General features: G+C 64.7%; 16 protein-coding genes. 8 read left to right on the top strand and 8 right to left on the bottom strand.

Translation table 11 applies throughout. The features are described 5' to 3' along the window. Positions 1-41: 41 nt before the first annotated feature. Both G6P99_RS44280 and G6P99_RS44275 read right to left on the bottom strand, forming a co-directional pair. Complete coding sequence (locus tag G6P99_RS44280; protein WP_029077865.1) at positions 42-659, bottom strand: hypothetical protein; 618 nt, start codon at positions 657-659, stop codon at positions 42-44. Between the two features lie 215 nt (positions 660-874). Continuing rightward, on the bottom strand, positions 875-2,533 hold the full coding sequence (locus G6P99_RS44275; RefSeq protein ID WP_029077864.1) for an FAD-binding dehydrogenase: 1,659 nt from the start codon (positions 2,531-2,533) through the stop codon (positions 875-877). A 277-nt stretch (positions 2,534-2,810) separates the two neighbouring features. Between G6P99_RS44275 and G6P99_RS44270 the strand changes: the two genes are divergently transcribed. The 6 genes from G6P99_RS44270 to G6P99_RS44245 all read left to right on the top strand — a co-directional run bounded on the left by G6P99_RS44270 (position 2,811) and on the right by G6P99_RS44245 (position 8,258). Next, positions 2,811-3,278 carry a hypothetical protein gene (locus tag G6P99_RS44270; protein ID WP_029077863.1) on the top strand — a complete coding sequence of 156 codons (468 nt, stop codon included), beginning with the start codon at positions 2,811-2,813 and terminating at the stop codon, positions 3,276-3,278. 184 nt (positions 3,279-3,462) lie between these two features. Then, the gene (locus G6P99_RS44265) at positions 3,463-3,597 is read left to right on the top strand and encodes a hypothetical protein (protein WP_334261884.1); all 135 of its coding nucleotides are present in this window, start codon (positions 3,463-3,465) and stop codon (positions 3,595-3,597) included. Between the two features lie 16 nt (positions 3,598-3,613). Further along, positions 3,614-4,204, top strand: a complete 591-nt coding sequence (locus G6P99_RS44260; protein ID WP_029077861.1) for an SCO family protein — start codon at positions 3,614-3,616, stop codon at positions 4,202-4,204. 91 nt (positions 4,205-4,295) lie between these two features. Continuing rightward, complete coding sequence (locus G6P99_RS44255) at positions 4,296-5,333, top strand: transporter substrate-binding domain-containing protein (protein ID WP_165126531.1); 1,038 nt, start codon at positions 4,296-4,298, stop codon at positions 5,331-5,333. A gap of 179 nt (positions 5,334-5,512) precedes the next feature. Then, positions 5,513-7,153, top strand: a complete 1,641-nt coding sequence (locus tag G6P99_RS44250) for a lysine--tRNA ligase (RefSeq protein ID WP_029077859.1) — start codon at positions 5,513-5,515, stop codon at positions 7,151-7,153. Between the two features lie 319 nt (positions 7,154-7,472). Further along, entirely contained in the window at positions 7,473-8,258 is a 786-nt protein-coding gene (locus G6P99_RS44245) for a class II aldolase/adducin family protein (RefSeq protein WP_245284487.1), read from the top strand. A 187-nt stretch (positions 8,259-8,445) separates the two neighbouring features. On the opposite strand, the gene G6P99_RS44240 is transcribed toward G6P99_RS44245, so the two are convergent. After that, entirely contained in the window at positions 8,446-9,099 is a 654-nt protein-coding gene (locus tag G6P99_RS44240; RefSeq protein ID WP_029077857.1) for a S24 family peptidase, read from the bottom strand. A 205-nt stretch (positions 9,100-9,304) separates the two neighbouring features. Here G6P99_RS44240 and G6P99_RS44235 point away from each other — a divergent pair, with 205 nt between their 5' ends. Next, positions 9,305-9,649, top strand: coding sequence for a DUF952 domain-containing protein (locus G6P99_RS44235; RefSeq protein WP_029077856.1), 345 nt, complete (start codon positions 9,305-9,307; stop codon positions 9,647-9,649). Beyond that, positions 9,646-10,743, top strand: a complete 1,098-nt coding sequence (locus G6P99_RS44230) for a quinone-dependent dihydroorotate dehydrogenase (protein WP_029077855.1) — start codon at positions 9,646-9,648, stop codon at positions 10,741-10,743. Before G6P99_RS44235 ends, G6P99_RS44230 begins: the two co-directional genes overlap by 4 nt. Before the next feature lie 141 nt (positions 10,744-10,884). Here the strand turns inward: G6P99_RS44230 and G6P99_RS44225 are convergent, their stop codons facing one another. The 5 genes from G6P99_RS44225 to G6P99_RS44205 all read right to left on the bottom strand — a co-directional run bounded on the left by G6P99_RS44225 (position 10,885) and on the right by G6P99_RS44205 (position 16,416). Continuing rightward, on the bottom strand, positions 10,885-12,219 hold the full coding sequence (locus G6P99_RS44225) for an MATE family efflux transporter (RefSeq protein WP_029077854.1): 1,335 nt from the start codon (positions 12,217-12,219) through the stop codon (positions 10,885-10,887). Positions 12,220-12,339: 120 nt separating this feature from the next. Beyond that, the gene (locus G6P99_RS44220) at positions 12,340-13,074 is read right to left on the bottom strand and encodes an MBL fold metallo-hydrolase (RefSeq protein ID WP_029077853.1); all 735 of its coding nucleotides are present in this window, start codon (positions 13,072-13,074) and stop codon (positions 12,340-12,342) included. A 22-nt stretch (positions 13,075-13,096) separates the two neighbouring features. After that, positions 13,097-13,402 (bottom strand): DUF6460 domain-containing protein, encoded by a 306-nt coding sequence (locus G6P99_RS44215; RefSeq protein WP_029077852.1) that lies wholly within the window; start codon positions 13,400-13,402, stop codon positions 13,097-13,099. A gap of 99 nt (positions 13,403-13,501) precedes the next feature. Continuing rightward, complete coding sequence (locus G6P99_RS44210) at positions 13,502-15,361, bottom strand: cisplatin damage response ATP-dependent DNA ligase (RefSeq protein WP_029077851.1); 1,860 nt, start codon at positions 15,359-15,361, stop codon at positions 13,502-13,504. Further along, on the bottom strand, positions 15,358-16,416 hold the full coding sequence (locus G6P99_RS44205) for a ligase-associated DNA damage response exonuclease (RefSeq protein WP_029077850.1): 1,059 nt from the start codon (positions 16,414-16,416) through the stop codon (positions 15,358-15,360). The genes G6P99_RS44210 and G6P99_RS44205 overlap by 4 nt, the downstream gene beginning before the upstream one ends. Positions 16,417-16,431: the final 15 nt, after the last annotated feature.

The following is a 16,431-nucleotide window of genomic DNA, read 5'->3' as shown; positions in this document are numbered from 1 at the left end:
CGCCGAGCCAGCGAAAGCGGCTGGCGCGCCCATAATTGAAATTACTCCCCGGATTCTAGAGGCTGGGGTTGATCGCTTTGCCCGTCTGCTGAATCCCTGTACGGGATCAGAATACTTGGTTTCGGAGGTCTATCGGGCGAGGCAGCGAGAGAAGCTGTCGTAGAAGGATCGGCTCTTGCGTCAATCATCGCTTGCAAGCGCATAGTATAAACAAAAAGCTCCGCCATATCATCGGCTACCCCTCTAAGCTCGGTGAGAGGTATGCGGAACTCGTTTTGCCGATTGGGGTCTCTAGTCGCTTTCTTTGAAAGGCTAATGATATCTTCGTCCGCGGATTCCAATATTGCGTGCTGCAAGATATTTCTATTCTCTGTGCAGATCTCGTAGCAATTCAGAAGATAAATAATCTCCTCTTGGACGCCATCCCTGCAGGTCGTTTTGGCGATGGCGCTTAGCAAATCAATCCTGTCTCGATTGTTGAGCTTGTGATAGAGCCTATTCGAGAAGTCAGTATCGGTTGGCATAACCGCTTTGAAGATAGTTCCGATTCCCTCTTCCAGGTAGTTGAACATCAGCGTGATCTGACCTAGCGCCTCTAGCTGAGCGCTAGAGGCAATCCTATTGAAACTTGTAGGCCAGTTGCCGTCCGGGTCTGTCATGGCAAAATCCAATATAGAGGTACGAAGCGTTTGATGAGCGCGCTCGTGCGCATGAAGCCAAAGCCCCACGAGGAGATGAAGATAGGGAAGGCTAAAGCAAAGGCAGCTAGGAGTCCTGCGAAGAAGCGCGCTTCTTCCAAGCCAAAAAGCGCCTAATTGCTGCAGTGAGGGCAATAGGGAGAGGGGCCAGCCCTTTCGCGGTTGCTATTCGAACTCTAACCCACAGCCTTCGCCGCCGCGCGTCCCGCATTGCGGCCCGAGAACAGGCAGCCGCCGAGGAACGTACCCTCCAGCGAGCGATAGCCGTGCACGCCGCCGCCGCCGAAGCCGGCGGCTTCGCCGGCCGCGTAGAGCCCGCGGATGATCTGGTGATCATTTCCGAACACGCGCGAATCCAGATCAGTCTCGAAGCCGCCGAGGGTCTTGCGGGTGAGGATGTTGAGCTTCACCGCGATCAGTGGGCCGTGCTCGGGATCGAGGATCCGATGCGGCTTCGCGGTGCGGATCAGCCTGTCGCCGATATAGCGGCGCGCATTGTGCAGGTTCATCACCTGCGCATCCTTGACGTAGGGATTGGTGATCTCGCGGTCGCGCGCCTCGATCTGCGTCTTGATGGCATCGAACTGCAACAGGTCGCTGCCGGCGAGCTTGTTCATGGCACTGACGAGATCGGCGAGATTGTCGCGCACGATGAAGTCGGGGCCGTGCTGCTTGAAGGCTTCGACCGGCGCCGGCGCGCCCTTGTTGGTGGCGCGCTTGATCGTCATGCGCCAACTCTTGCCCGTGAGGTCCGGGTTCTGCTCCGAGCCTGAGAGCGCGAATTCCTTCTTGATGATGCTCTGGGTCAGGATGAACCACGAATAATCGTAGCCCGTGCCCATGATGTAGTGCAGCTGCCCGAGCGTGTCGGAGCCCGGGAACAGCGGCGCCGGCAGCCGTTTGCCCGTGGCGTCGAACCACAGCGACGATGGTCCCGGCAGAATCCGGATGCCGTGCCGCGGCCAGATCGGGTTCCAGTTCTGGATGCCCTCGACATAGTGCCACATCCGGTCGCGGTTGATCAGCCGGCCGCCGGCCGCCTCGGTGATGCCGATCATGCGGCCGTCGACATGTTCGGGCACGCCGGAGATCATGAATTTGGGAGGTTCGCCGAGCCGCTTCGGCCAGTTCTGCCGCACCAGATCATGATTGCCGCCAATGCCGCCGGAGGCGACGATCACCGCCTGCGCGCGCAGTGCGAAATCGCCGATGATGTTGCGGGAAGAACTCTTGCCGCGTTCGACGCCTGTCGGTTCCAGGATCGCGCCGCGCACGCCGTCGACCGCGCCGTTGGTGACATCGAGCGCATCGACCCGATGGCGGAACTTGAACACCAGCCGACCGCTTTTCGCGGCCTCGCGTGCGCGACGCTCGAACGGCTCGACGATGCCGGGACCGGTGCCCCAGGTGACGTGAAAGCGCGGCACCGAATTGCCATGGCCCATCGCGTCGTAGCCGCCGCGTTCGGCCCAGCCGACGACCGGGAAGATGCGATGGCCCATCGCGCGCAGCCAGTCGCGTTTCTCGCCCGCCGCGAACGCCACATAGGCTTCAGCCCATTTGCGCGGCCAGTGATCCTCCTCACGATCGAAACCGGCGGTGCCCATCCAGTCCTGCAGTGCGAGGTCTGCGGAATCCTTGATGCCAAGCCGGCGCTGCTCCGGCGAATCGACCAGAAACAATCCGCCGAACGACCAGAAGGCCTGGCCGCCGATGCTCTGTTCCCCTTCCTGGTCGAGCACGATGACGCGTTTGCCCGCGTCGGCGATCTCGGTTGCGGCGACCAAGCCTGCCAGCCCGGCGCCAATCACGATCACATCCGCATCGTCAGCCATGTTTTGATTCCCCCGTCCCGCTGCGATTGAAGACCGCGCGATTGTATGCGGTCAACGCCAAATGGACCTTGCCTGTGGCGGCGCGGCACCAAGCAGCCGTGGCAGGCTGTTCCAGTTTGGGACCTTTTCCACGCTCCACTGCAGCGCGCGCGCAACACCCAATTTGAATTTGTTTTGACCGGCTTCGCTCGTCTGGACAAAAATCCGCGGCCGCAACACGCTCACAACCAACTTGCATCACAAGACCAACAGATTCGGTTTCGACTGGGGCTGGCCAATGAAGTTGATGACGGGGTTGCTCGCGGCGGTTCTCCTGCTGGCGGGAATGGGGGCGTCACAGGCAGTGGTCAGAATCGCCGACGATCGCGGCGGCAAGATCGGGGTCTATGTCGACAGATATCAGGACCTGCGCACGTCGGGTGAGACCGTCATCATCGACGGGTTGTGCGCCTCGGCCTGCACCATCGTGCTCGGCAAGGTTCCTCATGACCGGATTTGTGTGACGTCACACGCCAGTCTCGGCTTCCATGCGGCCTGGGATTACGGTGACGACGGCCGCCCGGTGCCCAATCCCGAAGCCACCCATATGCTGTACCTGATGTACCCGCCGGCCGTCCGCAGATGGATCTCCGACCGCGGTGGCCTGACCCGCCGGATGATCTTCCTGCGCGGCAAGCAGCTGCAGGCGCTGTACAAGCCGTGCTATCTCAACGCCCAGGCCTCGGCGTCGAAGCCCGAGCACTGAGCTCCGGCTGATCTCTGCATTTAATCCCCGGCGTGATCCGGCCGCTGCCGGGAGTAGCCTCGCTATCATTTGACGGCCTGCGACCGCCGTTGCGCTTGCTGCCTGCCGGAACCCGGCTTATCTCAACCCTATGGTTCAGCCGATCTCCACCCGATCCGAGCTCGTGACGGCTCCGCAGGGCCGGGTGGCATCTGCGATCCTGTGGGGCGCTTCCGGTATCGGCGGGGTGGTCCTGCTTGCCGCTGCGGCGCTCTGGTTCCACTACGGGACCGCGGTGTTTTTCGAAATGATCACGGCCGGCATCTCCGCCTGCTTCTGACAAGGATGTCCTGCCCATGCCTCGGACCACTCGCCCGCTGGTGATCTTCGCCGCCTTCGCCGGCAGCCTCGCGGTCGGCCTGTTCCTTATGCTGTGGGCGGTCGGGGGCCTCCGCACTGTTGCCGCCCCGGCCGCGATCGGCGGCCCGTTCCAGCTCACCGACCAGGTCGGCCAGACCGTCACCGACAAGAACCTCCAGGGCAAGCCGACGCTGATCTTCTTCGGCTTCACCCATTGCCCGGACGTCTGCCCGACCTCGCTGTTCGAGATTTCCGAGGTCCTGAAGGCGATGGGCAAGGACGCCGATCGCGTGAATGCCTATTTCGTCTCGGTCGATCCGGAACGCGACACCGCCACCGCGATGAAGGACTACCTTTCGAGCTTCGATCCGCACCTCAAGGGCCTGACCGGCGACCCCGCCGCGATCGCCAAGGTGCTGTCGAGCTATCGCGTCTACGCCAAGAAGGTACCGCTGAAGGATGGCGACTACACGATGGATCACACCGCGCTGATCTATCTGATGGATCGCGACGGCCGTTTCGTTTCGCCGTTCAATCTGAAACGGACGCCGGAAGAGGCGGCGGCCGATCTGAAACGGTATCTCTGATTGCCATTTCCGCTTCAGAATTAACCCAATCGGCGCTCGCATCACGCGCCGGATGGTCTATAAGCCGTTCAATTCCCTAAAATTGCCGGTTATGCCAGATTTGTCCGCCCAGCCCTTTGCCGTCCGCTCGCGCCAGCTTTGCATGGCCGCGGGGGTGATGGCGGCTGGCTTGCTGGCTCTGGCAGGCCCTGCGATCGCGCAGACACCCCCCACCCAGGCACAGCAGGCGCCCGCGGCCAAGACGGCTCCCGCTCCAACTCCGGCTCCTTCTGCCAGACCGGCACCGACGGCGCCTGCGCCGCCCCCGGCCGCTGCCGTGCCACCGACTCCAACTCTGCCGCCCAAGGCCGCTGCCGAGGCTGCGCCGCAGGCGGTGCCGGGCTTCTGGGACCCGCGGCGCCGCCCGGATAGGCCGGACCTCTCGCGCCTCACCGTGATCCGCTTCCTGACCGAGACCGACTATCCGCCGTTCAACTTCACCGGGCCGGACGGCAATCCGGCCGGTTTCAACGTCGACCTGGCGCGTTCGCTCTGCGACGAGATCAAGGTCACCTGCACCATCCAGATGCGCCGCTTCGAGACCCTGATCGATGCGCTGGCCACCAACCGGGGCGATGCCATCATCGCGTCGATGGCGGTGACGCCGCAGCTGCGCGCCAAGGTCGATTTCACCGATCCCTATTACCGCGCGCCGGCACGCTTCGTGTCGCGCCGCGACAATGTGATGCCGGAAATCCGCCCGGAATTTCTCGAGGGCAAGAAGGTCGGCGTGATCGCCGGCACCTCGCACGAGGCCTACCTCAAGGCGATGTTCACCGACGCCGAGATCCATTCCTATCCGGATAACGATGCGCTGCGCGCGGCGCTGCGCCGCGGCGAGGTCGATTTCATTTTTGGCGATGCGATCTCGCTCGCGTTCTGGATCAACGGCACCGATTCCGGCGAATGCTGCGCGTTCTCCGGCGGCCCCTTCGTCGAAAGCCGCTTTTTCGGTGAGGGCGTCGGCATCGCCGTCCGCAAGGGCAACGATCTGCTCCGGCAGTCGCTGAATTGGGCGCTGTTCCGGATCTGGGAAAAAGGCCGCTTCACCGATCTGTGGCTGCGCTATTTCTCGATCAGCCCGTTTTGAATCCGTCATTCCGGGGCGATGCATGGCATCGAACCCGGAATCTCGAGATTCCCCGATGCACAATTGTGCATCTGCGGTCTGGTGCTAACGCACCATCCCGGAATGACGAACCTGCCGTCGTTTTGCATTTTGCCGCGAAAGCGTTAGTTTTCGCGGCCTTTTTGGAGAAAGCCTGAAGAATGTCCGTGATTGATCTTGCTGCCAGCCCGAGCGACCTGCGGGCGCTCGCCGAACAATCCAACGCCTGGCCGTTCGAGCAGGCGAAAGCGATTGTGGCGCGGCTGAAGAAAAATCCGAAGGACGAGGTGCTGTTCGAGACCGGCTATGGTCCATCGGGCCTGCCGCATATCGGCACATTCGGCGAGGTCGCGCGCACCACGATGGTGCGCCACGCCTTCCGCGTGCTCACCGAGGACAAGATCAAGACCCGCCTGCTTGCCTTCTCCGACGACATGGACGGCCTGCGCAAGGTGCCGGACAATGTGCCGAACAAGGAGTTGCTGGAGCAGCACCTCGGTATGCCCTTGACCAAGGTGCCGGACCCGTTCGGCACCCATCCGAGCTTCGGCCAGCACAACAATGCGCGGCTGCGCGCCTTCCTCGACCAGTTCGGCTTCGACTATGAATTCGCGAGCTCGACCGAATACTACACCTCGGGCCGGTTCGACGCCGCGCTGCTGCGCATGCTGGAGCGGATCGAGAAGGTGATGGCGATCATGCTGCCGTCGCTGCGCGAGGAGCGGGCGGCGAGCTACTCGCCGTTCCTGCCGATCTGTCCGCGCACCGGCCTCGTGCTCTACGTCCCGGTGACGGCGCACGACGCCAAGGCCGGCACGATCTCCTACGAAGATCCCGACACCAAGGAGAGCGTCACCGTTCCCGTCACCGGCGGCCGCTGCAAGCTGCAATGGAAGCCGGACTGGGCGATGCGCTGGTACGCGCTCGGCGTCGACTATGAAATGGCCGGCAAGGACCTGATCGACTCGGTGAAGCTGTCGGGCAAGATCTGCTCGGCGCTCGGCGGCACGCCGCCGGAAGGCTTCAACTACGAGCTGTTCCTCGACGAGAAGGGCCAGAAGATCTCGAAGTCGAAGGGCAACGGGCTGACCATCGACGAATGGTTGCGCTACGCCTCGCCGGAATCGCTTTCGCTGTTCATGTACCGTGAGCCCAAGGCGGCGAAGCGGCTCTATTTCGACGTCATCCCGCGCAATGTCGACGAGTACCAGCAGTTCCTCGACGGCTTCACGCGGCAGGAGGCGCGGCAGCAGCTGCAGAATCCGGTCTGGCACACCCATTCCGGCAAGCCGCCGCAGGCCGACATGCCCGTCACCTTCCAGCTCCTGCTGACGCTGGTGTCGTCGTCGAACGCGGAGAATGCCGAGACGTTGTGGGGCTTCATCGGCCGCTACCGGCCGGGCGTGACGCCGCAGACCCATCCCAAGCTCGACGCCATGGTCGGCTACGCCATCAACTATTATCGCGACTTCGTGGCGCCGACCAAGCAGTTCCGCGAGCCGACCGATGGCGAACGCGCCGCGCTGCAGGATCTGCGCGATGCGCTCGCCAACATGCCGGCGGACGCGACCGCGGAAGACATCCAGAACGTGGTCTACGAGATCGGCCGCCGCGAGCCGTTCCTCGACACCGTCAAGAAGGGCAAGGACGGCCGTCCCGGCGTCTCGCTCGACTGGTTCAACATGCTCTACCAGGTGCTGCTCGGCCAGGAGAAGGGCCCGCGCTTCGGCTCCTTCGTCGCGGTCTACGGCGTGCAGAACGCGGTCAACATGATCGACGGCGCGCTGGCGCGGTCGTCGTAGATCGATGAGCTTTCACACCATGGTCGTCCCTGCCTAGTGCGCAATTGCGCACGGGAGCAGGGACCCATAACCACAGCTGCGAGACGGTAGCGTAGGCTGTGGCCTAAGCTCGTAACGCACGACCATTCGTGGTTATGGGTCCCGGCTCAAGGCCGGGACGACAGCGATGATTGCGGCCGCCACAGACGACAAGCCCGCAAAATCCGGATGGCTGATCCTCGCCAATTTCACCCAAGGCCGCCGCCGGATTGCGCTACACTCCGTCCCATAAAATCAGCATGGCCTCCGCCGAGAGGCCGGCACAGATGGGAGCATGCGCATGCAGTTCAGGGTTTCGCCGACATCGCTGCAGGACAGTTCGAGCGCCGAGGAATGGCAGGCGCGGGTCGATCTCGCGGCGGCGCACCGGCTCGCCTTCAACCACGGTTTTTCGGAAGGCATCTTCAACCATCTCACTTTCGTGGTGCCCGGCCGCACCGACCGCTACTACCAGATCCCGTTCGGCATGCATTGGTCGGAGGTCACCGCCTCATCCTTCATGGAGGTCGGCATCGACGATGCCGAGGTGAAGCGCGGCGAGGGCGAGGTCGAGCGGTCCTGCTATTGCATCCATGCGCCGATCCACAAGGCGCTGCCGCAGGCCAAGGCCGTATTCCATACCCATATGCCCTATGCGAGTGCGCTGACCCGGCTCGAGGATCCGCGCATCAAGGAGATCGGGCAGACCGAGGTCGGGCTGTCGGAGGCGATCGCCTATGACGATCGCTACACCGGCCCCGCGCTCGATCCCGAGGAAGGCGCACGGCTCGCCAGGGTGATCGGCAACAAGACCATCCTGTTCATGGCCAATCACGGCATCTCGACCGTCGGCGCGACCGTCGCCGACGCCTATGACCGGCTCTATTACATCGAGCGCGCCGCGCAGGTGCAGATCTACGCGATGTGGACCCAGCAGCCACTCAAGCAATTGCCGCAGCACGTGGTCGAGAAGACCAAGCGCGATTTCCGCGACGACCATCTCTACAACGGCCCGACCCCGGCGCAGCGGCATTTCGATGCGCTGAAGCGGATGCTGGACCGCAAGGAGCCGGACTACGCGACGTAAGGGAGGTCGGACGGCTCTCCAACTCGCTGTCGTCCCGGCGAAGGCCGGGACCCATTACCACAGGGTGGAGTTGTTGAATCGCGCTGTGGCCCCAGCTTGCTCAAGTTCAATGAGTGGTGGCTATGGGTCCCGGGTCGCGCTTCGCTTCCCGGGACGACACCGGTTTTGTGGTTGTCGTTTCGTCGAGCTACTGACTTGCCCACACGATGCGTGCGATCCACACCACCTCTTCGGCGTCGAGCATGCGGTCGGGGTGCTCCGGATTGAGCGACGCGAGTTCCAGCACCTTGGCGGTGCGGCGCCTCAGTTCCTTCACCATCACCTCGCCGCCGGTCGTGCGCACCACGACGCGGTCGCCGCGGCGGATCGCGGTCGCGGGTGACACCACGATGATGTCACCTTCGCGATAGGCGGGCTTCATCGAGTCGCCCTCGATCTCCAGCGCATAGGCGTGCTCGTCGGTGGTGGCCGGCAGCGCCACTTCGTCCCAGCCCTTGCCGGCGGGAAAACCGCTATCGTCGAAAAAGCCGCCGGCACCGGCCTGGGCGAAGCCGATCAGCGGCACCGACTGGCCGCCGCGCGGGCCATCGCCGAGCAACTGCACGAAGGTCTCCATGCTGGCATTGCTCGCGGCGAGCGCCTTGGAGAGCGATTCGGTCGACGGCCAGCGCTCGCGCCCGTCGCCGGTCACGCGCTTGGACTTGTTGAACGTGGTGGGATCGAGGCCGGACTGCTTGGCAAGGCCGGACGGCGACAGGCCGGCGCGTTCGGCGAGCCGGTCGAGCGCGGCCCAGACCTGAGCGTGGGTCAGCGGTCGGGCGGCTTTGGGCTGTTTGGCCATCGAGGGCATCCCCGGGTGCTGTCCTAGGAATTATTGCCTGAAACTCGCGAATTTCGCAAATCTGCCGTGTTCTGTGTCCCGGCGCCGCTTGAGTTGCGCCGCCGCCGCCGATACGGTCCCTCGCCCGCCCGGTGGCGTCTGGGGCCATCCCCATCAAATCCGGATAAAACCCCAAGAGATTCAAGGACAAAGGGAGCGCCGGCCCGTGCCTATGATCTACAAAATCACCCCCGCTTCGGCCTGGCGTGAGGCCGAGCGGCAGGGCGTGTACCGGGGCAGCGCGGACGACCAACGCGACGGCTTCATCCATTTTTCAACCGCCTCCCAGGTGGCCGAGACCGCGCGCAAGCACTACCACGGGCAAACCGGCCTGTTCCTGGTCGCGGTCGATGCCGATGCGCTTGGCGACGACCTGCGCTGGGAGCGTTCGCGCAACGACGAGCTGTTCCCGCATCTCTATGGCGAGCTTGACCTCGGCGCAGTCATCGAAATCCTCGATCTGCGCGCGCGCTCTGACGGCGGCCACGACGTTCCGGAGCTCAAGCCGTGATCCGTGCCTTCGACGCCTTCTCGCTGCCGCTGCTGCGCTGGTTCGATCCGGAAGATGCCCATCGCATGGCGATCCAGGGCCTGAAGCTGCTGCCGCCGATCCGGCAGCGGGTGGATGATCCCAAGCTCGCGGTGCGCGCCTTCGGGCTCAACTTTCCGAATCCGATCGGCATGGCGGCGGGCTTCGACAAGAGCGCGGAAGTGCCCGACGCGCTGCTGCGGCTCGGCTTCGGCTTTGTCGAGATCGGCTCGGTCACGCCGAAGCCGCAAGCAGGCAATCCGCGGCCGCGGCTGTTTCGCCTGGAGCGCGACGAGGCCGTGATCAACCGCATGGGCTTCAACAATGACGGCGCGGAGGCCGTGCTGCGGCGGCTCGCCGCGCGGGCCGCCGGCGGCGGCATCATCGGGGTCAATGTCGGGGCCAACAAGGATTCGTCCGACCGTGTCGCCGACTACGTGAAGCTGATCGAGACGTTTGCCCCGGTCGCGAGCTATTTCACCGTCAATGTCTCCTCGCCGAACACGCCGGGCCTGCGCAATCTGCAGCAATCGGCGGCGCTCGACGATTTGCTGGCGCGGGTCATCGATACCCGCGAGCGCGTGCGCAAGAACGCCGGCGATTCGCCGGTGCTCTTGAAGATCGCGCCGGATTTGAGCCTCGCCGAGCTCGACGATGTCGTGCACATCGCCCGCTCGCGGCGCGTCGACGGCATGATCGTCGCCAACACCACGCTGGCACGTCCCTCAACCTTGCGCGAGGACAACCGCGCCAAGGAGCAGGGCGGCCTGTCGGGCCGTCCGCTGTTCCGCTTGTCGACGCGGATGGTGGCCGAGACCTATGTCCGCGTCGAAGGCGCATTTCCGCTGATCGGCGTCGGCGGCATCGACTCCGGTGGCGCCGCGCTGACGAAAATTCGCGCCGGCGCCAGTCTGATCCAGCTCTATTCCTCGCTGGTCTACAAGGGCATCGGTCTGGTCGAGGACATCAAGCGCGATCTGTCTTCGACCCTGCTGCGCACCGGCCGCGACTCGCTGTCGGAAATCGTCGGCGCCGATGCCGCGACCATCACGGCCGAGGACTGGCCGGTGAGATAACCACTCTCTCGTGCCCCGGATGCAGTGCAGCGCGCCGCAGTTGCGGCGTGGTGCGCTGCTGGTCCGGGGCCCATGGTTGACATAGGTCCCGGCTCTGCGGCGCGTCAGTTCGTGCCGCACCGCCTCCGGGACACGAGAGGCTTAGCCGGGCCACGCAGCCTTGAACGTCTTCCAGAACAGCGCCGGATAGCGCAGGCCCTGCAGGCCGCCGCGTGCGACGTAGAAGCCGAGCAGCGCGATCCACAGTCCGGTGTTGCCGAACGAGCTGAGTGCCCACCAGGCCGCGAGGAAGATCGCGAGCGAGGCCAGCATCAGATTGCGCATCTCGCGCGCCCAGGTGGCGCCGACATAGATCCCGTCGAAGCCGAACGCGAACACGCCGGGCAGAGGTGCCAGGATCACGAACACCAGGAAGTCGCGCGCTGAGCTGCGCACGTCGTCGCTGGTCGTCATCAGATTGATCAGCGCAGGCCCGAACAGCGCGAACAGCACCGACACGACCAGCGCAAAGCCGATGCCCCAGAGCAGCACCAGGCGGGTCGAGTCGGCAAAGCCTCGTGCATCGCGCGCGCCGAACGCGCGGCCGCACAGCTGCTGGGCGGCGTTGGCGAGCCCGTCGAGGAAGAAGGCGCTCACCAGCAGGAAATTGTTCAGCACCGAATTCGCCGCCAGCGTGACGTCGCCCTCGCGCGCGCCCTTGGCGGTGAAGAACAGGAACACGATGATCAGCGCCGCGGTGCGGACCATGATGTCGCGGTTGACCGCCAGCATCCGCATCAGCTTGGCGCGATCAAACAGCGTGGCCGCGGGAACGGCGAAGCCGCCTTGCGAGATCCGCCAGGCCGCGATGATGCCGGCTGCAAAGCCTGCACCCTCGGCCAGCACGGCGGCGATCGCGGCGCCCGCGATGCCTGCGCCATAGACCTGCACCAGCAGCACGGTGGCGGCCACGTTGATGAGATTGACCACGATCTGTAGGACGAGCGCCAGATTGGCGCGCGCCTGTCCGACCAGCCAGCCCAGGATGACGTAGTTGGCCAGCGCCAGCGGCGCCGACCAGATACGGATCATGAAATAGCTCTTGGCCGCGTGCGTGACGCCTTCACTGCCGCCCATCAGCTGGAACGTGATCGTGGCGAGCGGCACCTGCAGCGCGATCAGCGCAGCCCCGATCAGGCCGGCGACGATGAAGCCGCGGACCAGGATCGCCGCATATTCCTGCGGTTCGCCCGCGCCCTGCGCCTGCGCGGTGAAGGCCAGCGTGCTCATGCGCAGGAAGGCGAACAGCCAGAACAGGCAGTCGAAGATCACCGAGGCCATCGCCACGCCGCCGAGCAATGCGGCATCGTCGAGCCGGCCGATCGCGGTGGTCGAGACGATGCCGATCAGCGGCGTGGTCAGGTTGGCGACCATCGCGGGTCCGGCGATGGCAAACACCTGGCGGGTCGTGATCTTTGGGTGGGCGGGCGCGTGCATGGCTACAGTTGCGAGGAATGTAGGCTTCTATCGCGTCAACCGCCGCGCGGCCATGCTGGAATTGTTCTCAGAGCAATGCGCTGGTGAGGGGGCGGAGCCGCCGACAGAGTAATCGCGTGGTCAGAATACGATCACCATGCCGTCGCTCGCCGCCGTGTAGGGCAGGTCGTCGACGCGGCCCAGCATGTCGTCGCTCATGTGGGTCAGCACCACGCGCTTCGCGTTGATGGCGGGCAAATGCTGTTCCAGCGTTTTCAGGCTGAGATGGTTCTTGACCATCTTGTCATGGGTATAGGCTTCGGCGATGAAGAGGTCGGCATCCTGCGCGGCCGGGATCAGCGCCTCGGTCCACTCGGTGTCGGCGCTGTAGCTGATGACGCGGCCTTCCGCCTCGATCCGATAGGCGAGGTGCGGCCCGCCGGATTCGCCATGCATGACTAGGTAGGGCGTCACGGTCACCTCGCCAAAACTGCGCTGCTCCTGCGGTGCGAGCGAGACGACGGACAGATCGAAGCGCTGTTTGGTTTTGGAGGAATGCTCGAACATCACCTCCATCACCGCAGGCAGTTTGGTTTCGATCCCTTCGGGTCCGGCGATCACGAGCGGCCTTGCGCGGCGGGAGAACTGTGCGTCGAGCAGGAAGAACGGCAGGCCGGCAAAATGATCGCCGTGGAAGTGGGTGATCAGGATCAGGTCGATCGCCTCGCGATCGATTTCGAGCCGCTTCATCGCCGGGAGCGACGAGGCGCCGCAATCGATCAGGAAATTGGCCCGCTCGCCTGAGACGTGGAAACAGGTATTGAAGCGGCCACCGGAGCCGAATGCATCGCCGCAGCCGACAAATCGCAATTGCATCGGCTGCGAGCTCTCCTTGGGATCAGCGGCCGCGCGGCGCGCCGAACAGCCGCGACAACAGCCAGATCGGGACCACGATTACGGCGCCAAGCAGGAAGTAGCGCCAGGCCCAGTTGATCGCATCGAAGCCGAAATCCCAGATGGTCTGGAACAGCCTGCGGACGCTGTTGAGAATATTCCAGGGATCGAGGCCGATGGCGGCGAGCACGACGCCGACCAGGATCGAAAGCAGGATCAGCCGGAACGCCACCGCGAGCGGCGATCCGCCGAGAAAGCGGTACAGGCCGTCACTCCGGCCGGCCGGCAAGTCCCGGATATCGTTTGGCATCGCTTTCTCCTGGCGGAATCGCCCGCGCATTATAGGTCACGGCGCAGCACATGGGAAACCCGTGAGCCGCGATCAATGGCTGTCATGCGCGCTTCGGGTTTAATTTCCCGTCATGGAGATTAACAACCGTTCAAGTGTCTCCAGCCGGTCGGCTTCGCGCGGTGGCTTGTCCCAGCGCAGGCGGCTGATCCGGGGAAAGCGCATCGCGACGCCGGATTTGTGGCGCGGCGAGCGCTGCAAGCCCTCGAACGCGACTTCGAGCACCAGCCCCTGATCCGGCTCATGCACGACATGGCGGACGGGGCCGAACTTCTCGGTGGTGTTGCGGCGGACGAAGCGGTCGATCTGCAACAGCTCCTCGTCGGTGAAGCCGAAATAGGCCTTGCCGACCGGCACCAGCTCGTCGCCGTTATCGCCCCGGGTCCAGACCCCGAACGTGTAGTCGGAATAATAGGACGAGCGCTTGCCATGGCCGCGCTGGGCATACATCAGCACCGCGTCGATGATGTGCGGATCGCGCTTCCACTTCCACCACGGGCCCTTCGGCCGCCCCGGCAGATAGGGCGCGTCGCGCCGCTTCAGCATCACGCCTTCGACCGCGTCGGCATCGTCGCCGGCGCCGGCGCTTTTCGGATCGGCTCGCGCCGCGGCCAGCTCTTCCCAGCTCGCGAACGGGATGGTCGGCGACAGATCGATGCGCGGATCGTTCAGCCTGGCGACGAATCTTTCGAGATGCGCGCGGCGCTCGGTGAAGGGCAGCTCGCGCAGATCGTTCTCGTCGTCGCCGAGCAGGTCGTAGGCGCGCAGATGGATCGGAAACTCCTTGATCAGCTTCGGCGAAACCACCTTCCGGTTCAGTCGCTGCTGCAGCACGTTGAAAGTCTGCACGCGGCCCTCGCGCAGCACCAGCAGTTCGCCGTCGATTGCACCGGGCAGATGCAGCGACGGCACGAGGTCGGGGAAGCTGCCGGTGATGTCCTCGCCGCTGCGCGAATAGAGCCGCGCCTGGATGTGGCCGCGCGCATCGCGGCCGGCGACAGCCTGCACGCGGATGCCGTCCCACTTCCATTCCGCGCTGAAATCGGCGGCGTCGAGATTGGCGAAATCCGCATCCTCGATCGCATGCGCCAGCATCACCGGACGGAACGGCGTCGGGTCGCGGTTGACAGGCTTGTCGCCGCGGCCTTCGAGCCAGGCGAACAGGTCGAGATAGGGCGGCGACAGGCCGGGCCACATCAGCTCGATCTCGTGCGGATCCTTAGTCCCGAGCGCAGCCGCCGCGGTCTTCGCCAGCCGCGCGGAGATCCCGATCCGCATCGCGCCGGTGACGAGTTTTAGCAGCGCCCAGCGCCCGGTCTCGTCGAGCTCGTCCAGCCAGCGCGCCAGCTGTGCCGGCAATTCAGCCTTGCCGAGCGTTCGCAGCGTGGTGACGACGTCCGTGAGCGTCGGAGGAGGTGGGTTGTTGTGCGTGCGTACAATCTCACTGCTATCTCGCCCGCGGTACCCCTCTCCCTGCCCCTCCCCCGCAAGGGGGGAGGGAACCCATCCACCGGTGCGTCCCTCACCCACGTCAATCACCTCGATATCGCTGTGAGGTGAGCACGACGGCTGCGCTCCCTCCTCCCTTGTGGGGGAGGGTTGGGGAGAGGGGTGGCCCCGGAAAGGCTCGTTGTGAGATACGCCAGCCGCCTTCGGCCACATCAGCGCGACGGTCTCGGAGAGATCGCCGACGTAATCATAGGAGTAGCCGAACAGCACCGGATCGGCGCGTTCGGTGATCAGATCGCGGATCAAGCCCGGCTTGGCGTGCTTGAACGACAGCGCACCGGTCAGCGCCGCCAGCGCGTAGCCGCGGTCGGGGTCCGCGGTCTCGCGGAAATAGGCGACCAGCAGCTTGATCTTGTTGTTGCGGCCGGGCTCGTAGGCGAGGCGGTCGAGCAGTTGGGCAAAGCGGTTCATGTTTCGGCCTCGCCGGCGGGCTGGGCCTCGCCGGTGACCGCCGCCGTGTCGCCCTCATCCTCGTCGCCATAGCCGACGAGATCGAGCGGCCGCGCGGCAAGGCCCTTGCTCTTGCACCAGTGCACCAGCGCGTCTTCCTGGCCGTGGGTGACCCAAATCTCGCCGGCGCCGGTCGCGGCGATCGTCGCCGTCAGCCCGTCCCAATCGGCATGATCTGATATCACCAGCGGCAGCTCGATGCCGCCCTGCCGGGCTCGGGCGCGCACGCGCATCCAGCCCGACGCAAAGGCGGTGACCGGATCGGGAAAGCGCCGGGTCCAGACGTCGGATGTCGCGCTCGGTGGCGCCAGCGTGATGGTGCCGGCCAGCTCGGCCTTCTTCATGCCGCGCGCCGGCCGGAGCTCGCCGAGTGCAATGCCGCGCTCTTGATAATAGTACGTGATCTTCTCCATCGCGCCGTGCAGATAGATCGGCGCGTCGTAACCGGCCTCGCGCAGCAGCGCGATCACGCGCTGCGCCTTGCCGAGCGAATAGGCGCCGACCAGGTGCGCGCGCTCCGGAAACAGTTTGACCGATGCCAGCAGCTTGTTCACTTCGCCGGCCGCATCGCCATGGCGGAACACCGGCAGGCCAAAGGTCGCCTCTGATATGAAGACGTCGCACGGCACGAGCTCGAACGGCGCGCAGGTCGGATCGCGCGCGTCCTTGTAGTCGCCGGAGGCGACGATGCGGGTGTCCTTGCAGGTGACCGATATCTGGGCGGAGCCCAGCACATGGCCGGCGGGATGAAACGTCACCGTGACGTCGCCGAGCCTGATCTCCTCGCCGTAAGCGACGGCCTGCACTGAGCCGGCGAAATTCTCGCCATAGCGCAGCCGCATCATGTCGAGCGTTTCCTGGGTCGCGAGCACCGCGCCATGACCCGCCCGCGCATGGTCGGAATGGCCATGCGTGATCAGGGCACGTTCGACCGGCCTGACAGGATCGATGTGGAAGCCGCCGGGCTTGCAGCAAAGCCCGGCCGGGACGGGCATCAGGATGTCTTGCGGGCGCATTGCCCCTATATAGGC

Source organism: Bradyrhizobium sp. 6(2017), from assembly GCF_011058295.2.
Classification (GTDB): domain Bacteria; phylum Pseudomonadota; class Alphaproteobacteria; order Rhizobiales; family Xanthobacteraceae; genus Bradyrhizobium; species Bradyrhizobium septentrionale.
This window is presented reverse-complemented; position numbering and strand designations above follow the sequence as displayed.